Origin of the sequence: Gulosibacter chungangensis, assembly GCF_008831155.1 — a bacterium.
Taxonomy (GTDB): domain Bacteria; phylum Actinomycetota; class Actinomycetes; order Actinomycetales; family Microbacteriaceae; genus Gulosibacter; species Gulosibacter chungangensis.
This window is the reverse complement of sequence record NZ_WBKB01000001.1, coordinates 239,168-264,054: the sequence shown is the minus strand read 5'-3', so window position 1 is coordinate 264,054 and position 24,887 is coordinate 239,168. Positions and strand designations below refer to the sequence as shown.

The 24,887-nt window shown below is 62.4% G+C and carries 19 protein-coding genes; 4 read left to right on the top strand and 15 right to left on the bottom strand.

All coding sequences use genetic code 11. The annotated features are described in order from the left end of the window. Window position 1: 1 nt before the first annotated feature. The 5 genes from F8O05_RS01170 to F8O05_RS01150 all read right to left on the bottom strand — a co-directional run bounded on the left by F8O05_RS01170 (window position 2) and on the right by F8O05_RS01150 (window position 6,539). Entirely contained in the window at window positions 2-1,234 is a 1,233-nt protein-coding gene (locus F8O05_RS01170) for a cytochrome P450 (protein WP_158050921.1), read from the bottom strand. A gap of 102 nt (window positions 1,235-1,336) precedes the next feature. Continuing rightward, window positions 1,337-2,773 (bottom strand): sugar porter family MFS transporter, encoded by a 1,437-nt coding sequence (locus tag F8O05_RS01165; RefSeq protein ID WP_225735660.1) that lies wholly within the window; start codon window positions 2,771-2,773, stop codon window positions 1,337-1,339. Between the two features lie 66 nt (window positions 2,774-2,839). Next, the gene (locus F8O05_RS01160) at window positions 2,840-3,841 is read right to left on the bottom strand and encodes an NHL repeat-containing protein (RefSeq protein WP_158050920.1); all 1,002 of its coding nucleotides are present in this window, start codon (window positions 3,839-3,841) and stop codon (window positions 2,840-2,842) included. 161 nt (window positions 3,842-4,002) lie between these two features. Next, on the bottom strand, window positions 4,003-5,022 hold the full coding sequence (locus tag F8O05_RS01155) for a LacI family DNA-binding transcriptional regulator (protein ID WP_158050919.1): 1,020 nt from the start codon (window positions 5,020-5,022) through the stop codon (window positions 4,003-4,005). Window positions 5,023-5,102: 80 nt separating this feature from the next. Beyond that, the gene (locus F8O05_RS01150; protein WP_158051326.1) at window positions 5,103-6,539 is read right to left on the bottom strand and encodes a protein adenylyltransferase SelO; all 1,437 of its coding nucleotides are present in this window, start codon (window positions 6,537-6,539) and stop codon (window positions 5,103-5,105) included. A gap of 509 nt (window positions 6,540-7,048) precedes the next feature. Between F8O05_RS01150 and F8O05_RS01145 the strand changes: the two genes are divergently transcribed. Further along, window positions 7,049-8,092 carry an NAD(P)-dependent alcohol dehydrogenase gene (locus tag F8O05_RS01145; protein ID WP_158050918.1) on the top strand — a complete coding sequence of 348 codons (1,044 nt, stop codon included), beginning with the start codon at window positions 7,049-7,051 and terminating at the stop codon, window positions 8,090-8,092. A 153-nt stretch (window positions 8,093-8,245) separates the two neighbouring features. Here F8O05_RS01145 and F8O05_RS01140 read toward each other — a convergent pair whose 3' ends face one another. Beyond that, complete coding sequence (locus F8O05_RS01140) at window positions 8,246-9,994, bottom strand: FAD-binding protein (RefSeq protein WP_158051325.1); 1,749 nt, start codon at window positions 9,992-9,994, stop codon at window positions 8,246-8,248. 78 nt (window positions 9,995-10,072) lie between these two features. Between F8O05_RS01140 and F8O05_RS01135 the strand changes: the two genes are divergently transcribed. Then, window positions 10,073-11,032 (top strand): LysR family transcriptional regulator, encoded by a 960-nt coding sequence (locus tag F8O05_RS01135; protein WP_192496972.1) that lies wholly within the window; start codon window positions 10,073-10,075, stop codon window positions 11,030-11,032. Between the two features lie 108 nt (window positions 11,033-11,140). On the opposite strand, the gene F8O05_RS01130 is transcribed toward F8O05_RS01135, so the two are convergent. From F8O05_RS01130 to F8O05_RS01115, 4 genes are all read right to left on the bottom strand, one after another. Continuing rightward, window positions 11,141-13,678 carry a glycoside hydrolase family 65 protein gene (locus tag F8O05_RS01130; protein WP_158051324.1) on the bottom strand — a complete coding sequence of 846 codons (2,538 nt, stop codon included), beginning with the start codon at window positions 13,676-13,678 and terminating at the stop codon, window positions 11,141-11,143. Between the two features lie 300 nt (window positions 13,679-13,978). Beyond that, window positions 13,979-15,055 carry an NADH:flavin oxidoreductase/NADH oxidase gene (locus tag F8O05_RS01125; RefSeq protein WP_158050916.1) on the bottom strand — a complete coding sequence of 359 codons (1,077 nt, stop codon included), beginning with the start codon at window positions 15,053-15,055 and terminating at the stop codon, window positions 13,979-13,981. Between the two features lie 5 nt (window positions 15,056-15,060). Beyond that, entirely contained in the window at window positions 15,061-15,810 is a 750-nt protein-coding gene (locus F8O05_RS01120; RefSeq protein WP_158050915.1) for a beta-phosphoglucomutase family hydrolase, read from the bottom strand. A 128-nt stretch (window positions 15,811-15,938) separates the two neighbouring features. Beyond that, window positions 15,939-16,640 carry a MarR family winged helix-turn-helix transcriptional regulator gene (locus F8O05_RS01115; RefSeq protein WP_158050914.1) on the bottom strand — a complete coding sequence of 234 codons (702 nt, stop codon included), beginning with the start codon at window positions 16,638-16,640 and terminating at the stop codon, window positions 15,939-15,941. Between the two features lie 166 nt (window positions 16,641-16,806). Between F8O05_RS01115 and F8O05_RS01110 the strand changes: the two genes are divergently transcribed. Beyond that, on the top strand, window positions 16,807-17,112 hold the full coding sequence (locus F8O05_RS01110; RefSeq protein WP_158050913.1) for a hypothetical protein: 306 nt from the start codon (window positions 16,807-16,809) through the stop codon (window positions 17,110-17,112). A gap of 182 nt (window positions 17,113-17,294) precedes the next feature. Here the strand turns inward: F8O05_RS01110 and F8O05_RS01105 are convergent, their stop codons facing one another. Continuing rightward, window positions 17,295-18,347 carry a tartrate dehydrogenase gene (locus F8O05_RS01105; protein ID WP_158050912.1) on the bottom strand — a complete coding sequence of 351 codons (1,053 nt, stop codon included), beginning with the start codon at window positions 18,345-18,347 and terminating at the stop codon, window positions 17,295-17,297. Between the two features lie 420 nt (window positions 18,348-18,767). On the opposite strand from F8O05_RS01105, the gene F8O05_RS01100 reads away from it, so the two are divergent. Then, entirely contained in the window at window positions 18,768-19,952 is a 1,185-nt protein-coding gene (locus F8O05_RS01100) for a M23 family metallopeptidase (protein ID WP_192496971.1), read from the top strand. Between the two features lie 78 nt (window positions 19,953-20,030). On the opposite strand, the gene F8O05_RS01095 is transcribed toward F8O05_RS01100, so the two are convergent. From F8O05_RS01095 to F8O05_RS01080, 4 genes are read right to left on the bottom strand one after another with little or no spacing between them, the layout of a single operon-like run. Next, complete coding sequence (locus F8O05_RS01095; protein WP_158050910.1) at window positions 20,031-21,842, bottom strand: family 20 glycosylhydrolase; 1,812 nt, start codon at window positions 21,840-21,842, stop codon at window positions 20,031-20,033. 38 nt (window positions 21,843-21,880) lie between these two features. Continuing rightward, a complete protein-coding gene (locus F8O05_RS01090; RefSeq protein ID WP_158050909.1) occupies window positions 21,881-22,678 on the bottom strand; it encodes a fructosamine kinase family protein in 798 nt (265 codons plus the stop codon). A 39-nt stretch (window positions 22,679-22,717) separates the two neighbouring features. Beyond that, complete coding sequence (locus F8O05_RS01085) at window positions 22,718-23,515, bottom strand: PIG-L deacetylase family protein (RefSeq protein ID WP_158050908.1); 798 nt, start codon at window positions 23,513-23,515, stop codon at window positions 22,718-22,720. Continuing rightward, window positions 23,508-24,758, bottom strand: a complete 1,251-nt coding sequence (locus F8O05_RS01080) for a glycosyltransferase (protein ID WP_158050907.1) — start codon at window positions 24,756-24,758, stop codon at window positions 23,508-23,510. The genes F8O05_RS01085 and F8O05_RS01080 overlap by 8 nt, the downstream gene beginning before the upstream one ends. Window positions 24,759-24,887: the final 129 nt, after the last annotated feature.

The following is a 24,887-nucleotide window of genomic DNA, read 5'->3' as shown; positions in this document are numbered from 1 at the left end:
CTCATTCGAAGCGGACCGGCACGCGGTCGAAAACGTAAGCGTTGGGGGTAGTGGTGTAACGGCGCGGTTCACCGTTTGGCACAAACGGACTCTTGCGGCTGAGAATCTGCTCGAGTGCGACCGTGGCCTCGAGGCGGGCAAGCGGGTTGCCGAGGCAGCCGTGCAGCCCCTCGCCGAATGCGAGGTGCGGTGCCTGGGTGCGGTGGATGTTGAACGTGTCGGGGTCGTCGAACTGGCGCTCGTCACGGTTCGCGGCGCCGAGCACTAAGAAGACTCGCTTCCCGGCGGGGATGCGAACTCCGTGCATCTCGACGTCTGTGGCCGTCGTGCGCGCGGTCACCTGGAAGATGCTTCGGAAGCGCAGCGACTCTTCAACAGCTTGCGGAATGAGCTTCGGGTTCTCGCGGAGTGCCTGCTGCTGATCGGGGTGAAGTGCGAGCTGTTCAAAGGTGGTGGCAATTTGCCCCGCCGTGGTCTCGATGCCCGCGATGTAGAGCGCGAACACGAGGCCCACGACTTCCGCCGCAGCATCGAAATCTTCGGGTGCGAGCGGTTCCCCGTCAATCTCTGCCTGCACGATTGTGGTGAGGACGTCCTCGCGCGGATTGGCACGACGTTCGTACAGGAGTTCTTTGAGGTACTCGCGCAGTTCATCGGTGGATTTACGCGCGAAGGGCGTGAGATCGGGCGAACCGACTTCACGGTCCTTAATGCCGTGGGTCCATTCCACGAACCTTTCGCGAATCTCGCCCTGGGGCATCCCGAGGAAGTCGAAGAACACCTGGAAAGGAATCGGCCACGCGAACTCGTCTGCAAGATCGACTTCCGAGCGGTCAGCAAAGTTGTCGATGAATCCGTCGCAGACCTCCCGGATTTGGTCGGTGAGTTTGCGGATGCTGCGGGGCATGAACGAGCGCTGGACTACGGTTCGCAGCTGGTCGTGGCGTGGGTTGTCGAGGTCGGGGAGGATGCCGGGGCCGCGCTGTTCCTGCTCGAAATCGTCGATGTCGACGCCTTCGTAGTTGAGGAACCGCTCGTGGTCCTTGAGGACCGCACGGACGTCCTCGTAGCGGCTGATTGCGTAGAAGTCCCACTTCTCGTTGTGGTACACGGGAGCCTCATCACGAAGTCGCTTGTAGTACGAGAACGGGTCGGCCTGAAACTCGGCGGTGAAGGGGTCGTAGAGGGGGGTGTAGTCGGTGTCAGTGGCAGCACTGTCGATGCTGATCGTCATTGATCTTTCCTTTCAAACACTGTGATGGCGCGCGCCAATAACTGAATGTTAGCGCGCGCCATCATTTGGGGTCAAGGGGTGCGTGATTTTTCCCGGCGCGGGCTAGTGCGCCTTACTGAAGCGGCTCTTGAAACTCTCTTCGAGCTGCTCGAGCGACATATCGCGCGTTTCGGGGAGGAACTTCGCGACAAAGGTGACTGCGATCACGCCAATGATGGCGAACAGCCAGAAGGTGCCGAACTCGAAAGTTGCGACCAGCGGCGGGAAGACGAGGGCGATGATCGAGTTCATCACCCATAGTCCGAGGAAGGCTACGCCCATCATGATGCCTCGCGCCTTGAGCGGGAAGATCTCAGCGAGAATCACAAACAGCGTCGGGCCGAGGCATCCCTGCATCACGAGGATGAACGCGAGGATGAGGACTGTGAGCAGCCAAGGGCGAACTGTGTTGTCTTCGGGCAATAGCATGCCAACACAGCCGATCAGCACGTGTGCAACGGTAACGCCGATGTAGCCGGTGAGCATGAACACGCGTCGGCGAATGCGGTTCATCATGAGCATTGCGAAGGTCACACCAACAACTGCCATGACACCGTTGAGGACGTTGAACATGAGGGCTGCATTTCGTTCAAAGCCAGCCTGTTCAAGAATCTGCGTACCGTAATACATGACGGAGTTCACTCCCGTGAGCTGCTGGAAGCAGGCCACTCCCAACCCCAGGAACATCAGGCGACGGAGCCAGGCAGTCGCGAAAATTTCTCGGAGCGAGACGTCTGCGCGCCCCGGGCTTTCCTCCGCAATGGTGGTGATGGCTTCAGTCTCGAGTCGAGCGGTTTCGAGCGGTCGCACCGACTCGAGTACGGCACGGGCTTCGTCAACTCGGCCCTGTGAGATAAGCCAGCGAGGGCTTTCTGGCATGCGCAGCATTCCGAAGACCAGCATGAGTGCGGGAATGACTGCAACGGCGAGCATGTAGCGCCAGACGTGGTCGTTCGAGCCCCAGATGTTGCCAATGATTGCGTTGAGTAGGAACGCGAGGAACTGTCCAATGACGAGCATGAGTTCGTTGCGAGAAACGAGGCTGCCGCGTCGCTCTGGTGGTGCGACTTCCGCAAGGTAGACGGGGACGACGGTCGAGGATGCGCCGACGGCGAGACCAAGCACGAATCGCGCAAACAGCAGGACTCCGAGCTCAGGTGCAAAAACGCAGCCGAGCGTGCCGACAACAAACAGCACAGCCATGATCAGGATGGACCGTTTGCGGCCGAGTCGGTCGGCAATGCTGCCGGAGCCGACCGCACCGATTGCTGCGCCGATGAGCAGTGTGAAGGTAATCAGGCCGGTTTGCAGCGGGTCAAGCCCGAAGTAGTCGACCATGAACGACAGTGCGCCATTGGTGACGCCCGTGTCATAGCCGAAGAGCAGGCCCCCGAGCGTGGCGATCGCGGTGATCCATGTCAAGCGACGTGCAAAGCTCATCTTGTTAGCTTGCCCGCCCGGGGGTGTGCCAGGTTGTGTCTTAGTGGTGGAAGAGGTCAAGGTTCACTCCTTTGTGGTTTCCTCATGGGTTTTGGAATGTTGAATTTGGTTTGTGGCGATTAAGTGTTAATGGGGCAATGGCGTGAGCTTGATTAGGCGGCCGCCAATGAGCCACTCGGTGAGGTAAAGGCTGCCTCGATGTGAGGTAAGGCCGTGCGGGCTGTTGAAGCACCCTTCCTGCAGTGTTGGGGCATTGATGGTGCCCGACTTGCCTCCGGGAGAGTTCGGCCAGGCTGCTTCTTCGTGTGATCGTGGTCGGGATGCTTCGAGGTGCCTGACGTAGTTGTCTTGTGGGTCGAATTCCGCGATACCGCCGTGTAGCTCAGTCACGAAAAGCCGGCCTTGCAAGGTCGTCAGGCTTGAGGGGCTATCGAGATGCTCCCGCCCAAATACACGTTGAACTTCACCTGTTGGTGAGATTGTCACGATGCGTCGATTCGCACGGTCGGCAATCAGGATGCGCAGGTCCGCGCCGTGCCCCTGGGTCAAGATTCCGTGGGGGCAGTTGAGCGCGGTGCCGGTTGCGTGGGCATCGAAGGTGGCGAGATGGCCACCTTTCCAGGTGAATCGGTGAACCAGATTTTCTCCGTAACCATCCGCGATCCAGACTTCAGCACCGTGGATCCCCTCGCCGATTGCAATAGAAGTTGGCCGCCATCCGGCTTTCGCGTATGCCGGAATCGCCGGTTGCTGGAACTCTCGGGCGATGCTCCCGTCGGTTGTGTTGAGGAGAACCGCACGTCCCGATGTCCACTCTTCCCGGTACGGTGCACCCTGTTCCTGAGGGTGAGCGCCGTCGAGTCGAGTCATTCGATAGCCCGGATCGGCAACGGCGATGAGCGAAGGTTCCGGGGTAGTGGCGATGCCATGAAGCTCGCTCAGTTCCACGGGGATGCTGCGGGTGAGTTTGGAACAGATCTCAAGCAGCGCGCCGCCTTCGGGGTGCGCGCAATAGATCATGCCCTGGTCGTTTATCGCGATGCCAGAATGCAGCCACCCATTGGACTTTGGGAGGCGACTTGAGAGATCCGTCCAGATCGCAGAAATCGGGGAAAGTGATTGTTGCACACCAGCTCCATTGATAGTGGTAACGCGCATGTTGGCGCGTGCTAATGCGAAATCCTAGCACGCGCTAATAGCGCGCGCCAAGATGGTCTGTCGGGAGGGTGCAGCACAGATGCGGCGTTGGTGCGGTATTGGGCCCGGTGGGCGCCACTAAATAGCGCTGATTAATTTGGCGTGACCGAGGAACGCCGGATTACCAACTCGGGGGCCAATGACTGCTGCTCCAGCGGTGCATCCTGGTCGCGAATGCGCTCCAGAAGTGCCTGGGCGGCCAGCTGGCCCATCTCGTGTGCGCGCTGGTCGACCGACGTGAGGTCAACCCCGGGATAGCCTGCTGGTGTCGTGTTGTCGTATCCGACCACGGCCAGATCTTCGGGGACGCGCAGGCCGCGCTCTCTGGCGCATGAAAGCACGCCAAAGGCTGTTGCGTCGTTGTAGCAAAAGAACGCGGTGGGCCGCGGGGTTGTCGTCATCGCAAGGTCGAACGCCGTCTTGCCGCCGGCCTCACTCGCATCGCCGGAGAACACCAGTTCGGCGAGCCCGTGGTCTTCCAAAGCCGAAAGATAACCGCGGTGGCGGTCAGCGTTCTGGTGGGTTATTGGTGCGGCGATATAGGCGATTTGCTGGTGCCCCTGTTTGATGAGGTGCTCCGTGGCGAGCTTTCCACCGAGCGAGTCATTGCCGCTAATCGCGCCGATATTCGGTTCATCAGCAACTTCACCCAAGGTGACTGCAGGCGTGTTTGCAAGGGCTTGGCTGAGGTTTCGGCCATCGGCGCCGAAGTGGGTAGCGACGAGAATGCCGTCCACGCGCAGGCCAACCAGCGATTCCACAGTTGTTCGATCTGCGGCCGATTCTTTCCGAGTCACCGAGACGAGTAGCTTGTAGCCCGCAGGCTCAATAACTTCGAGAATTCCATCGGCAAATTCGGCATAGACCTGGTTGTGCAAATCAAAGATTGCCAGGCCGATCGTGTTGGTCTGCTTCGCCGCGAGGTTTGCCGCGAGCGTGTTGCGCTGATACCCAAGTCGCTGCATTGCTTCGACCACGAGCTCGCGTTTTTCGGGGGCGACATAGCCCGTATTCCGCACCACTAGCGAAACTAGCTGTCGGGAAACTCCGGCTTCTTTCGCAACATCAGCCATGGTGACGGATCGAGTTTTGCCAGAATTCTTGCTCGCCATATAACGAACCGTACTCGAAAGACTGCCTTCGTAGCGCGTGACAAGGTGGAAGTCTTAGATGTCCCTGATCCTTGCGGGGCCTAGGTCCCGCAGAAAGTTCGGTAGGGCCCGAAATTGTCGGGGGCCGCTTGGGCGAAGCGGTCTTTACCGGGTTGCTTGGCGTAGGGAGCGGTGACTAACTCCAATAGCTCGCTGACCGGATGCATGTCACCGGCTGTAGCTGCGGCGAGAGCTTCTTCGACGATGTGGTTGCGGGGGATGTAGAGCGGGTTGACGCGGTTCATCGCCGCGGCGTCGGGGTCGAGCGCGCGCCAACGAGTGAGCCAATCCGCGAACGCTTCCGAACCCGCAAGCTGCACCGTGACCGGCACGGTGTTGCCGCGGGCGGCATCCGCGAGATTGCGGAAGAGTGAGGTGTAGTCGGCGCGCTCAACCTTGAGAATTTCGAAGAGCTCGGTGGCGATATCTGCGGCGGAACTCGCGTCGGCCTCTGCCAGCCCGAGCTTCTTACGCATCCCCGCCGACCAGGCAGCGCTGTATTGCGGGGTGAATTTGCCGAGCGCATCCTGGGCGTGCTCGACCGCGGCATCCTGCGAATCAGCAAATAGCGGCAGCAAGGACTCGGCGAAGCGGGCCAGATTCCATTCGGCCACCACCGGCTGATTGCCGAACTTGTAGCGGCCGCCGTGATCGATCGAGCTGAATACCGCAGCCGGATTGAAATCGTCGATGAACGCACAGGGGCCGTAGTCGATGCTCTCGCCCGAGATAGTCATATTGTCGGTATTCATCACGCCGTGCACGAAACCGACGAGCATCCACTGCGCGATCAACGTTGCCTGCACCGAGATGACCTGATTGAACAATTCGAGGTAAGGATTCTCGGCGCTCGCGGCATTGGGGTAGTGGCGGGCGATCGCGTGATCCGCGAGCCGCTTAAGGAGGTCCAGATCGTTTGTGGCGCGCGCGTACTGGAAACTGCCCACGCGCAGGTGACTGCTCGCGACGCGCACGAGTAGCGCGCCTTTTTCGGGGTCTTCGCGATAGACAGTGCGACCGGTTTGCACCACCGCGAGGGATCGTGTGGTTGGGATACCGAGCGCATGCATCGCTTCGCTCACAATGAACTCGCGCAGCATCGGGCCAACCACCGCGAAGCCATCGCCACCGCGGGAGAACGGGGTTGGGCCGGAACCCTTCAGGTGCAGATCGCGTGTGTCACCCGCTGCGTCGCTAAGCTCCCCGAGCAGCAGCGCGCGGCCGTCGCCGAGCCGGGGCGAATAGCCGCCGAACTGGTGCCCCGCATAGCACTGCGCCACGGGAACCGCATCGGCGGGGAGCAGCGTACCAGTGAGGAGGCCGATCCCGGCGGGGGAGCGCAGCTGTGCTGGGTCGAGCCCGAGTTCATCCGCGAGCGACTCATTGAGCACGAGCAGTTGCGGGTTCGGCGGTACATCCGCCTGCCAAGAGATGCTCAGCTCGGGGAAGTCGCTCGCGAACCTGGAGCCGAGGCGGATGGGTAAAGGCTCGGCCTGCGGGTGTCCCGCGTCGGCCGGTTGAGTGGAAGACTGACTCGGTGAAGCGTTCAAGATCCGTCCTTTCGGTCGGGACTCTCCACGCTACGCCGCTTTCTTGAAGTCTCGCTCCTTAAAGCCTTACGGCCACAGAACGGAGCAGTCGCCGCCGAACAATCCATGGACGAGCGGCGCGCCATCAAGGCACTCCTGATTCCTTGAGCTCCGATCGCTTCCGAGCTTGTGCGCGACTGTGACTCCGGGTCCAGGTCTGGCTCCGACGGTAGCGATGACCGGCATGCTTCCACGGTAGAGGCGTCATCGCCGTGGAGGGAGTCCCTGACAGGGCCTCCCAGATTATGCGCGCATCGTGTTCACTCGATGAGTGGAGAAGTCATTGGCACGGAGGAAACTCCTCTTGACAGCACGCCGACGACATCGACCAGATCGAACTGCTCGACGGTCAAGAAACCGCCATCACCATCGCCGACTAACCCAAGGAGTACCACCTGATGCGAACCGTGAAAGCCATCGGAGCAGTCAACGCCACCGACCCACTTGTTCCTTTGACGATCGAGCGCCGCGAGGTCGGCCCCCACGACGTGCTGATCGACATCGACTACGCCGGGATCTGCCACTCCGACATCCACACGATCCGCGGCGACTGGGGGCCAATCGCCTACCCGCAGGTCGTCGGCCACGAAATCGTCGGCCGCGTCGCACAGATCGGCAGTGCAGTCACCAAGCACCAACTCGGCGACGTCGTGGGAGTTGGTTGCCAGTCGAATTCCTGCCGCACCTGCGCGCAGTGTGAGCAGGGACACGACCAGTACTGCCTGAACGGCAACACCCAAACTTACAACGGCGTCGACCCTGCCGACGGCACCATCACCCAAGGCGGCTACTCCCAGGCGGTCGTCACCAATGAGGACTTCGTGCTCGCGATCCCCGCTGGGCTCGACCCCGCCAAGACCGCACCTCTGCTGTGCGCGGGCATCACCACTTACTCGCCGCTGAAACATTGGAAGGCCGGCCCCGGCACCCGCGTCGGCGTCGTCGGGATGGGCGGACTCGGACACATGGGCGTGAAACTTGCCGCTGCTCTCGGCGCGGAGGTGACTGTGCTCTCCCGTGGCGTCAAGAAGAAGGACGACGCGCTCGCGTTCGGCGCGAATCGCTACGTCGATACCACTGACGCCGCGGCCATGGCAGAGATGGCCGGGAGTTTTGACCTGATCATCAGCACCGTGTCGGCGGGCCTCGACATCACCACCTACCTGGGCCTGCTCGACGTCGATGGGGCACTGGTGAACGTCGGCGCACCCGCTGAGCCGTTCTCCGTACCGGCGTTCTCCCTGATCCCTCACCGCCGCACTCTCGCCGGTTCCACCACGGGTGGCATCGCCGAGATTCAGGAGATGCTCGACTTCTGTGCCGAGCACGGCATCCACCCCGAGACCGAACTGGTCAGCGCCGAAGAAGTTAACGAGGCCTGGGAGCGGGTGCTCTCGGCCGACGTTCGCTACCGCTTCGTCATCGATACCCACACCCTCTAGGAGCAACCCGACATGTCAGAGGTCACCTACGATTTCATAGGAAAGACCGCGTTGTCGAACCAAGTCGTTCGCTCCGAGCCGGGGTGTTCTATCAGCCCGGCTCGGAGCAATCGACCCCGGTCGATGCAGACGGCCCCCTGTTCGAAGCCGAAGCTACTCGACGAGTTTGCCCTTCACCGAGTCATCGGCTTCTTCTTCCGCCAGCGCACGGAACGACTCGGGCGCATCCGGCAGCGGCTCGAACGTGATGCCGTCCGCGAGTGACCACACGAAGTTTCCGCGCAGCTTCGGGTCGGTCTGCGGGTAGTCAGCGCGGTTGTGGGCACCGCGGGTCTCACGGCGTTCGATTGCTGACTCGAGGGTTGCGCGTGCGGCGAGAAGCGAGCCGAGCAGGTCGAAGGCGTGCGCGAGGTCATCGAAACCAGCAATGTCTGGGTGCGCGGTGACATGCTTCGCGCGTTCTTCGAGTTCATCGAGCTTGCGCAGGCCCTCTTCGAGACCCTGCTCGGTGCGGACCACGCCGGCGTGCGCACTCATGAGGTTGCGAAGCTCTCGCTGCAGTCGACGAGCTGACTCGGTGCCGTGTTCACGCAACAATGCCTGCATTTCTTCGCGAGCCTCAGCCACCGCATCCTTGTCGCGGTGCACGGTGGTGCGTGACGTTGCGTATTCGGCCGCAACGCCGCCGGTGATGCGTCCGTAAACGAGCAGCTCGATAAGCGAGTTGCCGCCGAGACGGTTCGCACCGTGCAGCCCAGAAGCTGCCTCACCGATCGCGTAGAGCCCGTCGACACCGGTGCTGTGGTCGTCCGCAGTCACCCAAACGCCGCCCATCGAGTAGTGCGCGGTCGGGGCGATCTCCATCTTGTCTTTGGTGATGTCGAGCATCTGCAGATCGATGAGGGTGCGGTACACGCGCGGCAACTTTTCGAGGATGACCTCTCGCGGCAGGTGCGAAACGTCGAGGTAGACGCCGCCTTTTTCGGTGCCACGGCCCGCCTGGATCTCGGTGTAGCTCGCCAGTGCCACGCGATCACGAGTCGACAGCTCCATGCGTTCTGGGTCGTACTTCTCCATGTAGCGCTCGCCAAGGGCATTGGTGAGGATGCCGCCCTCACCGCGGGCTGCTTCGGAGACGAGAGTGCCCGCGGCGTCATCCGGCTCAAGCAGTCCCGACGGGTGGAACTGGACGAGTTCGGCATCGCGGATCTTGCCACCGGCAAGTGCTGCAAGGCGGAAGGTGTCACCGGTGTTCTCGTCACGACGCGAGGAGGTGTGGCGCCAAATGCGGGTGTGCCCACCGGCAGCGAGGATGACCGCATCCGCGTTGATCTGCACCGGTGTGCCATCAACAATGTCGAAGCCGTAGGCGCCAAAAACCACGCCTTCCGAGACGAGGATGCGGGTGATGTAGATCGTGTCGATGATCTCGACGGCGAGTTCGGCTGCTCGACGCATCAGCGTGCGCTGGATCTCCAGGCCGGTGTAGTCACCGGCGTATGCCGTGCGGCGGTACTTGTGCGCGCCGAAGAAGCGCTGCGAGATGCGGCCGTCCTCTTCGCGAGCAAACGGCATGCCCCAGCGGTCGAGGTCGTCGATGCCCTGCGCTGCGTTACGCGTGACGGTTTCGATGATCGCAGGGTCACCGAGGAAGTAGGACTCGCGCAGGGTATCAGCGGCGTGCTGCTGCCAGGAGTCTTCCGGGTCCATCGTGGCGAGGGCGGCGTTGATGCCACCGGCCGCGAGGGTAGTGTGCGCGTCGTGCTTGCGACGCTTGCCGACGGCGAGGACCTGTACGCCGCGTTCGGCAAGTTCGATGGATGCGCGAAGGCCGGCGCCGCCGGTGCCGATCACGAGAACTGAAGTCGACAGGAGGCGCTCGGGTGTCTGTTCGTTGATCATGCTCACCCACGTTAGGCTTACCTAACCTATTGCGCTAATGCATATTGTTCCTAATCGCAATGCATTTAGGCTATGGCTATGAAACTGCACCAGCTGCGCGCCTTCGAAACCGTTGCGAGAATCGGCAATTTCACTCGTGCGGCCGAAGAGCTTTTCGTGACGCAACCATCCCTGAGTCGGCAGATTTCTACTCTGGAGGCGGATCTTGGCAATGAACTATTCCGCCGCGCACCCACGGGAATCACCCTCACCGATGCCGGTGAAATACTGCTACCAATCGCGCGGAGGATGCTTGGCGACGCGGAACTCGCCCGTCGCCAACTCGACGAAATCAGCGGGCTGCGCCGCGGCCACGTGCGGCTCGGGGCGCCGCCGACACTGTGCGTTTCGATGGTGGCGGATGTCCTCGCGACCTTCCGTTCCGCGCATCCGGGGATCGACCTGCATGTGACCGAGAGCGGTTCCCGACTGCTGGTGGATGCACTCGAGGAAAGCAAGCTGGACCTGGCCCTTGTGGTGACGCGCGAGGAGGAACTTCCAGCCACCACGATTGAGCTGATTCCGCTGCTGTCGGAGGAACTCGTGGTGATTTCTGCGGCGGAGGTTTTGGGTTTGGATACCGGATCGGTGCCGGGAGAGCTGACGCTCGCGGAGCTCGCCGAGATCCCGCAGGCGGCATTCAACCGCGGCTACGACTTGCGGATCGCGACGGATGCGGCGTTCGCGGCTCAGCGCCTCACGCCCACAATCGCGGTTGAAGGGGCCGAGATGGATGCGGTGCTCCGGTTCGTGGAGCGAGGTTTGGGTGTCGCGGTGGTCCCGGCCATGGTGGTGCTGGACCGGCCAATGCTGCGCAGCGCGAGACTCGTGGATCCGCCTCTGACAAGGACGGTGAATCTCGCGCGGCGCAGCGATGTGCGGCTTTCGGCGGCGGCCTCAGAGATGCAGCGCATCGTATTCGACACCGTGACCCGACTCACTGAGCCGGGTACAGAACTGGCGCAGTTGGTGACGGCCGCGCAAGCTCAGAACCCCTAGCCGCGGGCACTTCATCGTCAGAACAACGCCCCGGCTGATGATGTCGCAATCGTTGGTGAAGAGGAGGATGGCATCACAACGAACGTGAGCTGGGAGTCGCCACCGAGCCTACATATCGTTGAACGCCGCCGGTTCGGGCACCTCGTCGCGTACCTGGATGAGTCCGACCTGCGGAATCTGACCGGTAATCGTTGGCACCGAGGCGGTCAGCAGCGTGCCGTCGGCGCGATGCCAGCCGTGGATCGTGTGCATCCCGAGCCGCTTCGTCTGCCGCGGCCCCTGGTGCTCCAGCTTCACCACGGTCGGCCCGTCGGTGCCAATCGTGACGTCCTGGCCGCGCACCTTCACTGTGACTGCGTGACCGCGCTCGAGCACAAAAGCGATGGTCGCAGGGCGCAGCTCCACCCGGATGCGGGAGTCACGCAGCCGCAGACAAAAGTCGATGCCCTCCCAACCATCCGGAAGCCGCGGATCGAAGGTAATCTCGCCCTGGTGGTCGCGCATCCCGGCGAAACCAAACACGGCGCCCAGCCATAATCCGCCAGAAGAAGCCACGTGAATACCGACGTCGGTGTTGCCATGCAGGTCGGCGAGATCCACGAAGGCGGTGTGCCGGAAGTATTGCTCTGCGAGCTTCATGTGACCGACTTCAGCTGCAATCACTGACTGCACCGCCGCCGACAGGCTCGAGTCGGCGGTCGTGAGCACGTCGTAATACTCGAAATTGCGCAGTTTCTCTTCGGGCGTGAACAGGTCACCTCGCAGCAGGAGCGCGAGCACCACATCCGCCTGCTTGATTACTTGGAATCGGTAGATCACCAGCGGGTGGTAGTGCAGCAGCAGCGGTCGTTGCGAGTCCGGGGTGCGCTCCAAATCCCACACTTCCTTATCAAGGAAGGAGGCATCCTGCGGGTGGATGCGGAACTTTTCGTCGTAGGGAATGAACATACATTCCGCCGCGCGACGCCAGCTCTGCACCTCTTCGACGGTCAGCCCGAGCCGTTGTATGGCGCGCGCGAAGTCACTCGGATGGGTGTCTCGCATGAGTTCCACCACATCGGCGGCAATGTAGAGGTTCTGCTGGGCCATTACATTGGTGAAGAGATTGTCATTCACCACCGTGGTGTACTCGTCCGGCCCGGTGACCCCGTGAATGTGGAAAGCATCGGTGGAGTCATAGGTTTCTCGCCAAAAGCCCAGGTCGTACCACATGCGTGCGGTTTCAACGAAGACGTCGAAGGCGCCATTCAACAGGAACGAGGCGTCGCCGGTGGTGGAAATATACTGCGCCATCGCGTAGGTGATGTCGGCGTCGATGTGGAACTGCGCGGTTCCGGCAGCGTAGTATGCACTCGATTCGAGACCGTTGATTGTGCGCCAAGGGAAAAGTGCGCCGCGTTCGTTCAACTCGTTCGCGCGCATCCGCGCCGCATCGAGCATGTTGTAGCGGAACCGCAACGCATTCCGAGCCATGGTCGGCTGCGTATACGTCAAAAATGGCAGCACAAATATTTCTGAATCCCAGAAATAGTGTCCGCTGTAGCCAGACCCGGTGACGCCCTTCGCGGGAATTCCGAGGCCATCGGCGCGCGCCGCCGCTTGTGCAAGTTGAAACAGGTCAAAGCGCATTGCCTGTTGCAGGTCTGGCTGCCCGTGGATGACGACGTCGGATTCCTTCCAAAAATCCCCCAGCCAGCGACGCTGCGCATTGCGATGTTCGACCACGGAGGTCTCCAACGCCCTGTCGAGCGTGCGGTCGCAACGATCCGCAAGCTCCCGGGCTGGAGCAAACCGCGCGGTGTGATAGCTCACGTATTTCGTCAGCCGAATGGGACGGTTTGCCTGCCCATTGATGCGATACACGCGCTTCGCCAGGTCCGGCTGGACCGTATTGGTGACTCGCCAATTACCTGTCGCGGCGCCACCCACGGTGAGTCGGTGGTCGACCGCGCAGGCAAGTGACATTCCCGAATTGCTGACGCGGTAGCCAAGGGTAAATCGCCCTTGCTCCTCACGTTGCAGGACCGGCTGCAGGATGCGTCCCTCAAGTTGTTCGACCTTCCGCGGGTCAAAACCAGCCGCGGATTCTTCCGTCGGCGGTTGCGGCTGGTCACGGTATTCATCCACCCCGTCCTGCCGGTTGAGCAGCTGGCTGGAGATCACAATCGAGGCATCCGCATCCAGCAGCTCCACCTCGTAGTCGATGATCGCGAGGTGCCGTTCTGTGAAGGACACGAGTCGACTCGAACGGATGCGCACGTGCTTCCCGCTGGACGTGCGCCAGGTGACATCGCGGTTCAGCGTGCCGTTGAGGAAATCGAGCCGACGCTCATAGGAAACAATTTCCGCGGTGGAGAGTATGAAGGGCTCATCGTCCACATAGAGCCTGATCACCTTCGGATCAGGCGCATTCACGATGGTCTGCCCCACGCGCGCGAATCCGAACGCTTCCTCAGCGTGCCGGATCGGCCAGGTCTCGTGCAGCCCATTGATATAGGTACCGTGCTCGGAAGCCTCGCGGCCCTCGTCGATATTGCCGCGCATGCCCAAATAGCCATTGCCCACAGCAAAGAGCGATTCGGTTCGGCCCAGGATGCTCGGGTCGAATCGCGTTTCGACAAGCGCCCAGGGGTCTACCGGGAACATCGACCGATCGAGTTCCTCGCCGGGCTGCGGATCGCGGCGTGATCTTGGCTTTCGCTCGGGTTCGCTCCGCCAAGGCTTCTGCTCGGGTGGGAATCCGTTGGACTCAAATTCGCTCACTGCTCAGCCCTCGCTTGGCGGGTGCGCCGGGTACACATCCGTGCGGTTACCGGAACGGGACCCGCTGCGCACGTTAACTGTGGGGCAACCATGCACCTCATTATTGAACGAAGCGCCTGATAGGAACAGGGGAACGGTCGCCATCGCGACGACCGTTCCCCTGTTCCTCACTAGTGCGCGAGGCTAGCGATGCGCGCGGTGGTACTGCGGCGGAACATAGCTGATCGAATGCCGGAGCGACTTTGCTGCGCGCAGTGCGAAATTTGGGTCGCGAAGCATCTCGCGGCCCAGGAGCACAACGTCGGCCTGCCCGGTAGCGAGGATTTGTTCTGCCTGGAACGGCTCGGTGATCATCCCGACCGCTGCAGTGGGGACGCCCGTTTGCTGGCGAACACCCGCAGCAAAAGCGACCTGATAACCGGGACCAACCGGAATCTTTGCGGGAACATTCGCGCCCGTGGACACATCAATAAGGTCCACGCCACGGTCGCCGAGCTTTCGCACTATCTCTACGGTGTCGTCGAGGGTGAGTCCACCTTCGGTCCAGTCGGTCGCTGAAAGCCGCACGAGTACCGGTACGGCTTCACCAACCTCAGCACGGATCGCGTCGACGACTTCGAGGAGGAATCGCGCGCGGTTCTCCTCGCTGCCTCCGTATTGGTCGGTGCGGAGGTTGCTCAGGGGCGACAAGAACTCATGCAGGAGATAACCGTGCGCCGCGTGAACCTCGATGAAATCGAAGCCCGCGTCAAGCGCACGTCGGGCAGCCGTTGCGAACGCTGTCACTACCTGTGCGATCTCTTCGACGGTCATCGCTCGCGGTTCGGCAAGTCCCGGGAAAGCCACCGCTGAAGGCGCCACGGTCTGCCAGCCGCCCTCAGCTTCGGGCAAACTGCCCTCGCCATCGACGCCCCATTCCGGCCAAGTGGATGCTTTGCGCCCGGCGTGTGCGAGCTGGATCCCCGCTGCCGCACCCTGGGAATGCATGAACTCAACAACCGGGACCAGTGCATCCCGCTGCTCGTCGTTCCACAGGCCGAGGTCTTTGGGCGAGATACGCCCCTCGGGGACGACCCCGGTGGCCTCGACGATCACTGCGCCGGCCCCGCCGCGGGCCATCCCGCCGTAGTGCACAAGGTGCCAGGGGGTGGCGACTCCGTCGAGCTTCTCGACCGAGTATTGGCACATTGGTGGCACCCAGATCCGGTTGCGTATCGTTAACCCGCGAAGTGTGAGTGGTTCGAACAGTAAGTGAGACATCCGAACTATTCTGCCCCAAGCATTGGGATGAGCTCGGCCAAGTCGGTCACGACGAGGTCCGCGCCCGCGGCGACTAGTGCATCCTGACCGACCCCGCGGTCGACACCGATGACGAGGCCGAAGTCTCCCGCGGCTCCCGCCGCGACACCCGAGACGGCATCCTCGACCACCGCGCACTCGCTACTTGGAATGCCGAGCTCGTGGGCAGCCTGTAAATAGGTATCGGGGGCGGGCTTACCCGGTAAACCGAGTTCGCTCGCGTGGATGCCGTCGACGACGACCTCAAAACGGTCGGCAAGGCCCGCAGCAAGCAGCACTCGCTTGCCATTGCGAGAGCTGGTGACAATCGCGGCTTCGAACTCGAACCGCCGACAGGCTTCGAGGAGTGCGAGCGACCCCGGATAGGCTTCGACCCCGCCTTCTTCAAGAATGCGTAGGAAGTGCTCGTTCTTGCGGTTGCCGAGCCCCGCGATAGTCTCGCGCTCTGGCGGATCGGTTGGCTCTCCTTCAGGGAGCGTGATGCCGCGGGATGCGAGTAGGTCCCGCACCCCGTCGAAGCGCGGCTTGCCGTCGAGATAAGTGAAGTAATCCGCTTCCGTATATTCCGGCGCAGCGCCGCGGGCAGCAAACTCGGCGGTGAACAGCGCGGCCCAAGCTCGCCGGTGCACTTCCGCAGTCGGCGTGATCACTCCATCTAGGTCGAAGAGAAAGGCTCGGAGCTGGTTCTGGGCACGTTCGGGATTCGCCACAAACATGCCTCTTATTATCGACCGCTTCGTTGGGCGAGCCTGGTTGTGTGCTGATATGCGGTGGAAACGAGCGCGAGGGTCAACGTGAAGACGCTGACCCTCGCGGGATTCTTGCTCGGATTCAAACTGAGTGGCTAGTGGTGTTCCCGACCATAACCGTGGCCATGACCGCGACCGTGTCCTTCGTGTCCGTGCCCGCCGCGACCCGGCCCACCGAAGCGACGCGAGTACATGCCGGCATAGCCCTCTGGTTCGTACTCGGACATCCGCGACATCCACCGGGCGAAGTTCTCTTCGCCCATGCGGGCACGGGCCTGCTCACTCCAGCGCTCGAAGTCCTCATCGGGGGCTTCGTCTGCATCGCCGAGCTGTGACTCGAGGTGCTCAATGATGCGGTCGAGGTATTCGCCGAGCTGTTCCTGCTCTTCCTCCGAGAGCGTCGAAAACGCATCCGGTCGCTGGGGCTTGAACTGCTCGGTGCTGCGCCCCTCCTCGGTGAGCTTGATGAGGATCACGCGTTTATCCGCCTCGGATGGTTCGCGAGTGATGAGCTCGGCTCGCTCGAGCTTGCCGAGGAGCTCGTTCAGGGACGCAACTCGCATCCCAAGAATGTAAGCGAGGTCTTTGGTGGGAACTGCATCCTGCAGTTTGAGTGCGGCAATGATGCGCCCCTGCCCGCGAGTTGGGTCGGCTACTTGAGGTTCGCCGTAGTGGCGACCGCCCGGGCCTGTACCGAAGCCTCGGCCGGGTCCGCCAGGTTGACCGCCGCGACGACCGCGAGGCTTCATGAGGCGAGAAATGTGTCGAAACTTGTGAAAAAGCGTTTCGGTATCCATAGTGTTGGATCCTTTCCTAAAGATGATGGTACCTGTTCAATCAGTACCTGTTGAATAATCTACAGGTACACGCAGGAAATAGCAACAGGTGCCTGTAGGAAAGTTTCTGCGCGTTAAAGCATGGGTATCCAGCCAACGCCGATGCGCCTATAGCAGGCTGGAGTGCATGATTATCACCGCCAATGACGACGGCTTTACGCTCGACGAGCCCAATGACTTCTCGCGCCTGCACGTGGATGCGCAGGGGCGAACCGCGACCCAGCTTTCCGATCTCGCCACCGATCACATTTCGATCGTCCCGATCACCGATGCCGACCACCTCTGGATCTCCATCGATTTTCTTCGCAACGGCGACACCAGTGAGGAGCGCAATGAGCACATCGAGCGGCTCGTTGGGTTCGGCGCCGAGCGGGGCTGGTATGACGCCGAGGCGGATGCGATCCGCGCGCACGTAGAAAACCTCGCCGACTAGCGGCACGACGGCCTCCTGCCGGCTTGACGGAAAATCGGTCGGCTAGCCAGTCAGCGAGCAAGGTAATCCGGTAGCTGTCGAGCGAACCCGTGACAGTCTGCGCATCCTGCCGTACTCAATAGGCGCGCGAAAAAATCCGCCAGCTGCTGGGGAGCAACTGGCGGATTGTTTGTGGGGAGTGGCTAGCTCAGGCGCTCGCGGACTGCGTCGGCGAAGGACTCGGTGGTCGCGGTGCCGCCGAGGTCCGGGGTGGCGATGCCGTCGGCAAGTGCGCTTTCGAAAGCCTTGGTGAGCGACTGGGCACCGGCGGTCTCGCCGAGGTGCTCGAGCATCATCGCCGCGGCCCACAGGGCGCCGATCGGGTTTGCGATGCCCTTACCGGCAATGTCGGGTGCCGAGCCGTGCACCGGCTCAAACATCGAGGGGAAGCGGCGTTCGGGGTTGAGATTCGCGCTCGGCGCGATACCGATCGAACCCGCAACTCCGGCAACGAGGTCCGAGAGGATGTCGCCGAAGAGGTTCGAGGCGACAATCGTCGACAGGGTGGTCGGCTTCATCACCACGCGCGCTGCGAGTGCGTCGATGAGGACCTTCTCAACTTCCACTGCGGGGTACTCGGCAAGGGTCTCGGCAACGACCTCGTCCCAGAACGGCATGCTGTGGATGATGCCGTTCGACTTGGTTGCCGACACCAGCTTGCCGTTGCGGGAAGCGGCGATCTTCGCTGCGTAGTGGGCCACGCGAGTGATGCCCTTACGGGTGAAGACGGCCTCCTGCAGGGCGAACTCTTCCGGGGTCCCGGTGCCGAAGCGGCCACCGATCGTCGAGTATTCGCCTTCCACGTTTTCACGAACCACAACGACATCGAGGCTCTCGAGTCCCGGCATGCTGCCCTTGACGCCGGGGAGCAGGCGCATTGGGCGCAGGTTGATGTACTGGTCGAATTTGCGACGCAGCGGGATCAGTAGGCCCCACAGCGTGATGTCATCGGGAACATCCGGGGTGCCCACGGCGCCGAGGTAGATGCCATCACCCGTGGCAAGCTGCTCGATGCCGTCGACGGGCATCATGCGACCGGTCTTCTTATAAAGGTCACTGTTCCAATCTCGAATGCGCCACTCAATCGAGAAATCGTGCAACTCGGCGACCGCGTCGACCATCCGCATTGCGACATCGGTGACGTCCACGCCAATTCCATCGCCGGGGATTGAATCGATCACGTACTTATTCGTCATGGTTATCCGTTCACTCGAGGTGACCCATTGCCCGAATAGGAAGGCATTAGGCATAGAGAGCCAATGGGTCTGGGGTGATGCTGAGCCAGAAGTGGCTCCTGGGCGTGGTGTGCCCACCTCTGAAACACTACCGACGCACCGCTGATTGAAACAGTGGGGAAGATGGCCCGCGGGCTGTGGATGCTAACAGGGTGCGGTGTTTGTCACAAAGGTTACGAAAATCACGACGGTTTATAACGGCCATGTTACTGAACGCGAGGAACTCTCAGGTTTCGTGAGATCCGCACCAGCATGCGGAAGGGTGTCGGCTTAAGGCGCTCACACGCGAGAAAAATCACGGAAAAAATAACGAGGGGTTGACCTGTTCGTTATTTTTTCGTTATGGTTCTCAAGTCCCAATTACGAGGAGCCACTTTTCTTATGTCGTTTATCCCCACCAAGGTCCGTCCCGCTCAGGCTGACGCACAGTTCGAAGAACTGGCAGCTGCAGCGGAGGCTGGCGTTAGCCTCACGAAGCTTGAGGTCACCCCCTCGCTTTGTGCGTTGGAGGATGCACCGCAGTTGGCCACTGTAGACGCACTTTCTGAGACCAACCCGACCGAGCCCATCCAGTATGCCACTCGCCGCGAACGTCGCGAAGCCGAGCGTGCGATTGAAGCCCAGGCTCGTGTCGAGGCATTCGCGGAGTCGCTGCGCGCAGCACGCGTTGCCAAGACTCTGGACATCACCCCCTTCAGCCCTTCCCAGGTCGACACCTTCGAAATCGAAATTCCCGAATCCTTCCGCGCACAGTGGAAGGGTGGCCGCACCCGCACAAGCCGCGTGTTTGCTGGCCGTAACGTTTCGGGCTCGACCGTGGCACTCGGCCTGATGGCCGGTGCCGCAGTAATCGGCACCGGTTCGGCCGCCGCCTTCGCCGCCGCCGGGAGCACCGAGATTGGTGAAGCCACCGCGACCGTCTCGCCCGAGACCGCATCCATCATGGCTGCAGTCGCACCTGAGCAGGTTGCTGCCGAAGACGCCACTGTCACGGACGCACAGGTTGCCGCCGCAACCGCACCCGAGATCGAGGTGACCTCGGTCACCGCATTCGACGCGGACACCGTTGCGGGCCTCGCCGTGCAGGAAGAGGCCGTGGAAGAAGCCACCACCCAGGCCGCTTCGGGATCGACCTCGAGCACCACCGCCGCGCAGGCTGGCATTGTGTGGCCGGTTGGCGCAAGCGCCAGCATCAGCAGCTACTACGGTCCGCGCACCTCGCCGACCGCGGGTGCCTCGAGCTGGCACGAGGGCGTCGACTTCACGCCCGGTTACGGTGCAGCTGTTGGTTCGATGGCCGCCGGTACCGTTGTCGCCACCGACTTCGGTTCGACCAGCTACGGCAACTACATCGACGTTGAGCACACCATCAACGGTCAGACCATCTTGACCCGCTACGCGCACCTCTCGTCAATCAACGTGTCGGTTGGCCAGAGCGTTGCTGCGGGCGAGACCATCGGTAACGTCGGCAACACCGGTGTTTCGACCGGTGCTCACCTCCACTTCGAGGTGCACGTCAACGGTTCGACCACCGACCCGCTGGCTTACCTGCAGGCAAACGCCTAAGCACCCACGCGGATAAGCGACTAAACCCCGGCCCAAACAAGGGCCGGGCTTTTTTAGGTGCGCGAGTCGCGCATCCTGTCAGCCGCGCCTGCGACGCACGGCGGCGGTCGCGACAATCGCAGCGATCCCCACGAGCGCCCCGCCGAGCCACCACAGCCACTGGTTCGCCAGCAGTGACTCGAACATGGGCACGCCCCCACCAGGATCATCAGTCCCCGATGGTTCGGTTGGGGGCATCGTGCTCTCGCCAGCGAGGGTATCGAGCTCTCCGGGGTCGCTCGCCCGAACGGCCGGGGGCTCGTCGGATGCATCCAGCATCGTCTCGAGGTAGCTGAACGGCATCGTCGTCTCGGGGCTCGCAAACTTCACCGCCATCGCCGCCATCGGCGTGCGCACGGCTGCGACCACCGAATCCGCGTCGAGCGCATCCGGAATGTCGCTCCAGATCGCGAGCATCCCGCCGGTGGATGCTTCGATGATTTCGGGAGCGCCGGCGACCGAGGGGTAGACCGTGTCATTCCACTCGGCGAGTATGGCTTCCCCGGTTGGATAGTCGTATCCCACTCGCTCGCCGAGCACAAAATACAGGTACTCGTCGTTCACATTCACGAGCCGGTAGCCGGCCGCCGCGAACTCGCTCGCCGGTACCGCGCCCGGCGGGCGCTGGGTCCAATAGGTGACCTCAATCTGCGGGTCGAGTGGCACTTCGTCAGAGCGCAGCATCCCGTCACTAAACACCCGCGGCTGGAAACCGGCGTCACGAACCGTCGCGGCGATATCGTTCACAAACGCGGTAAGCGCGTCGTAGGCTGTTGCGTTCGCGCCGTATTCGGCCTGGGCGGAAGCCGTCAGCGCGGCAACCTCGTAGTCGCTATCGAAATTCACGAATTCATCGCCGCCGAGATGCCAAGCCACCGGTGCATTGAACTCCGGCTGACTAAAGAGCTCGGTGTACTCGCCGATGAGGTCCTGCGCGAAGGCCAGTGCATCTGGGTTCGTGATATCGAGGGCACCGAAGACTTCTCCGCCGGAGGGATCCCGCAGCCGAAGTTCCGGGTAGGTGTCGAGCGCGTGATCGAGGTGGCCGGGCATATCGAGCGAGGGCGCCACCCGGATGTGCAGCGAATTGGCTAGGTCGATCAGCTCGCTGATCCCGGCTTGCGAGTGGGCGTCTTCCGAAGCAATATCCGGGTGCGTGGTGGATTCGATCGCGAACCCCTCGTTCTCCGAGAAATGCAGCTCGAGTTCGTTGAACCCGTACCAACTCAGCTGAAAAAGGAGCGCCTCGAGTGAGGCAATTGGGTAGTGCTTGCGGGCAATGTCGATGTGCACCGAACGAATCTGCTCCGCGGGTAAGTCGAAGACGAAATGCCCGGCAGGAACACTCTCAGTGGCCACCAGCTGCTGAAGGAAGGGCCTGGTGGCGCGGAAGATCTCTTGGCTATCCGCACCCGAAATAGTGAGCCCTTCCGGGGTTGCGAGGATTGCGGGGCCATTCGACCCTTGTTCGAGCACAATGTCGCCAGCCAGCACCTCTGCTGCCGCGGCCCCACCTTCGGGCAATAAGAAGATCTCGGGCTCGGCCAGCAGGATGCCCAGGGCCGCGAGCTCCTCCGCCAAGCGGGATGCTTCGGTCGCGAAACTCGCATCGCCCACGAGAATGCGCGTCCCCGACTCGGGTGTCCAAGACCCGGTGAATGGTGTCTCGTCTGCCGGCGGTAGCTGGCTCGGTTGCGGCACCATCATTAGCGGCGCAGCTTCCGCTTCGACCGGCCCCGGTGTGGGCGCTGCTGCCGCGCCAGTAGGCGATGCTGGCAGGATGACGTTGCTCAGCAAAACGCCTCCGGCGAGTGCAAAGAGCGCAGCGAGGCGAAGCAATCCACGAGTCATACTGCCCAGCGTACGACCCGTGCCCGCCACTCTCCCAGCTACAGGTAGCTCTTCGCAATCCGAAGGGATTCGCCGATGTAGCCGCCACCGAAGAGATCCGCGTGCATGATCAGAATCCCAAGCTTGTGCAGCGCGATGCGGTCCTCCCAGCCCGGAGCGAACGGTGACGCAGCGTGATAGCCGCGGTAGACCTCATCCAGATAGGGAAAACCAAAGACCGCGAGGGTGCCGAGGTCGGTCTCAGCGTGACCACCGTGTGCCATGGGGTCGATCAAGCTCGCGCCGGTCGCACCGCCGTCGTAGAGCACATTCCCGGACCACATATCTCCGTGAACACGTGCCACCTCGAAACCGGCCGCACGCACCAGCGAAGGCTGCGGAACATCAAAATCACCGGCCCGGAGTCGCTCGGCGAGTTCCGCAAATACCCCGTACTCTGCCGTAGTGATCGAGCCGCTCTCACGCAGACGGTCGGCGAATTCGAGGATGCGCGAGCGCGCATAAAATTCGCCCCAGCTCGCGGCCGCCTGGGCCTCATCGAGCACCAGCGGGGTGCGGGAATTCCCCACATTCGCCCCACCAACCCAGCCATCCGGCGGGCAACCCCACCAACTCGCACCCGCCGCATGCGTGACGGCGAGGGCGCCGCCGAAGGCACGTGCGGCCTCGGCCGTGGGGCGCGTCGAAGGCAGATATTCAATCTCGAGCACCCGATCGGTGACCGAGATCACCTCGGCGACGTGCGCACCACCGCGGGCTTCACCGGCAGCGAGCCAGCGCAGCCCCGCCGCTTCGCCTCGCGGGTTGCCGGGAGATTTCTTGAACGTGTTGGCCATCCCGCCACGATAAGCAGCCTTACTGAACGAGCGAGTCAGCTACCGAAGCAGCCGCAGCCCGATCGAGAAGGGCACTTCCTGACGCTGCCCGCCCGAGTGCGTCAAGCCGCGACCATCTTCATCAACCGTAAGCTGCGTGCGGTGGCTGCGCAGCGCATCCAACACAGCTGGCAGGTGCTGCGGGAGCGAGAACCAGGCGGCATCGTCGGCATCGAAATCGACCGAGTCTTCGTCGCTTGCTTCCTCTTCCACCAATTCGGCGTAGGGGATGCCCAACTCACGCGCCGCAGCGAGGGTCGCCTCGCGTGCGCGGACGTGATCCGGATGCCCGTAGCCGCCAGCATCGTCATAGCTAATGATGAGATCGGGAGCCTCCGCGGAGGCCAACGCAAGGAGATCTGCGGTGACTTCTTCGAGTGGCGCGGCCGTGAGTGATTCGCGATCGGTGGTGTCCGCGGGGCCCGCGAGTCCCGGACGGAGCCACTGCATCCCCGAGTCTCGATAGACACGGGCAGGCAACCCCGCGGCGCGAACCGGCGGCAGGCCCAACCAGTGGGCGGCGTCGATCCCGAGCGCCGCGACCGATCCCGCCAATTCCTGTTCGCGTACGCGCGAAAGCTCTGCCGGATCGGTCCCTTCGGGGAGTACCCCGGCGACGATCTCGCCGGCTTCACCGCGGCAGCACGTCACGAGCGTGACCCGAATGCCGCGCTCATGAAATTCGCGCAAGAGTGCACCACCGGCGAGGGCCTCGTCATCGGGATGCGCATGCACCACGAGGATGCGCTTGGCGCGCGAGAGCAGGTCGGTGATGGATGCGGCGGCGGGGTCACTCATGCGCGGCATCCACGGTGTCGAAGGATGCGGCGGTCAGTTCGCGATAGACCGCGAGGAGCTGTTCGGCCGAAGCCTGCCAGGTCATTTCGAGGGCATGCTGTCGAGCCTGCTCGCTGAGCTTGCGGGTGAGCGCTTCATCGGTGAGCAGTCGCGTGATGGTCGCGGCCCATTCTGCGGGGTCACGCGAGTCAACGAGGAGTCCCGTCACACCATCGAGCACCGACTCTTGCAACCCACCGGAACGGTACGCGATCACCGGCAACCCGCTTGACGCAGATTCGAGCGAGACGAGCCCAAAGGTTTCCGAGTGGGAGGGCATGAGGGCAATATCGCTCGCGCGGAGCTCCTCGGCGAGCGGGGCGCGGGTCTTCGGGCCCACGAAGAGTACGTCATCGGCAAGCCCGAGCCGCTCGACGGCCTCGTGCAGCGAAGTCTCGTAAGCCGTGGAGTCGGGCGGCGCGGAACCGACAATCACCAGCAGCGGCCGGATCTGCTCGTCGATGAGTGCGAGGGCTTCAATGATGAGGTCGAAACCCTTGAGTGGATGCAGGCGCCCGGCAGAAATCAGCCGCTTGCGTCGCGAGGTGTTCGCGTCGCTGTGCTCGGCCGGGTAGAACAGGTCGTGGTCCACGCCCGGCGGCACGATCTTGACGTGCTCGGGGTTGGCGCCGAGCCGGGAGACAGCAGTGTGCCGTTCGGCATCGCTAATGACGACGAGTGCGTCCGACTCCTTGGCGAGCATGGCTTCACCGGCCAGACGGCCCGGAGATTCGGCGCGCTCACCGTCGGCTAGCGGAGAGGAGTCCTTCGCCGCAATGGAATGGAAGCTCTGTACGAGCGGCACCTCGAGCTCCCGAGCGAGGGGCAGCGCGGCGATGCCAGAGAACCAGTGCTCGCCGTGAATGACATCGACGTCCAGTTCCTCCAGCAGGGGCCTGAGTTGCTCGCGGAACTCGTCAATGTACAGCTCGTGGTCGCCCTTTTCGATGGTCTCGGCGGGGCCGGCATCGAGGATGTGCAGTCGCAAGTTCGGTGCCAGCTCGCTGAGGGCGCGGGAGGTGGTGTCTTGCCGGCGGGTGATCAGTTCCACTCGATGGCCGAGTTTTGCGAGCTCTTCGGCTTGCGCGCGCACGACGACGTTCATGCCGCCAGCGTCCTTCGTTCCGGGCTCGTCAATGGGCGAAGTGTGGAGCACCACGAATGCGATGCACAGCGGCGATGCCGCGCTGTCGGCGAGAGTCATGGTTCGACGTTACCCGGTAGGCAGCGCGAATACCGAGTCGGAAGGCGCAAGGTTACGCGCAGCGCATAATGTTCGGCACGAAATTGCTCCCGACTGCTAGGTGTGACAAAGTCGTTCATTTGTCAGTCT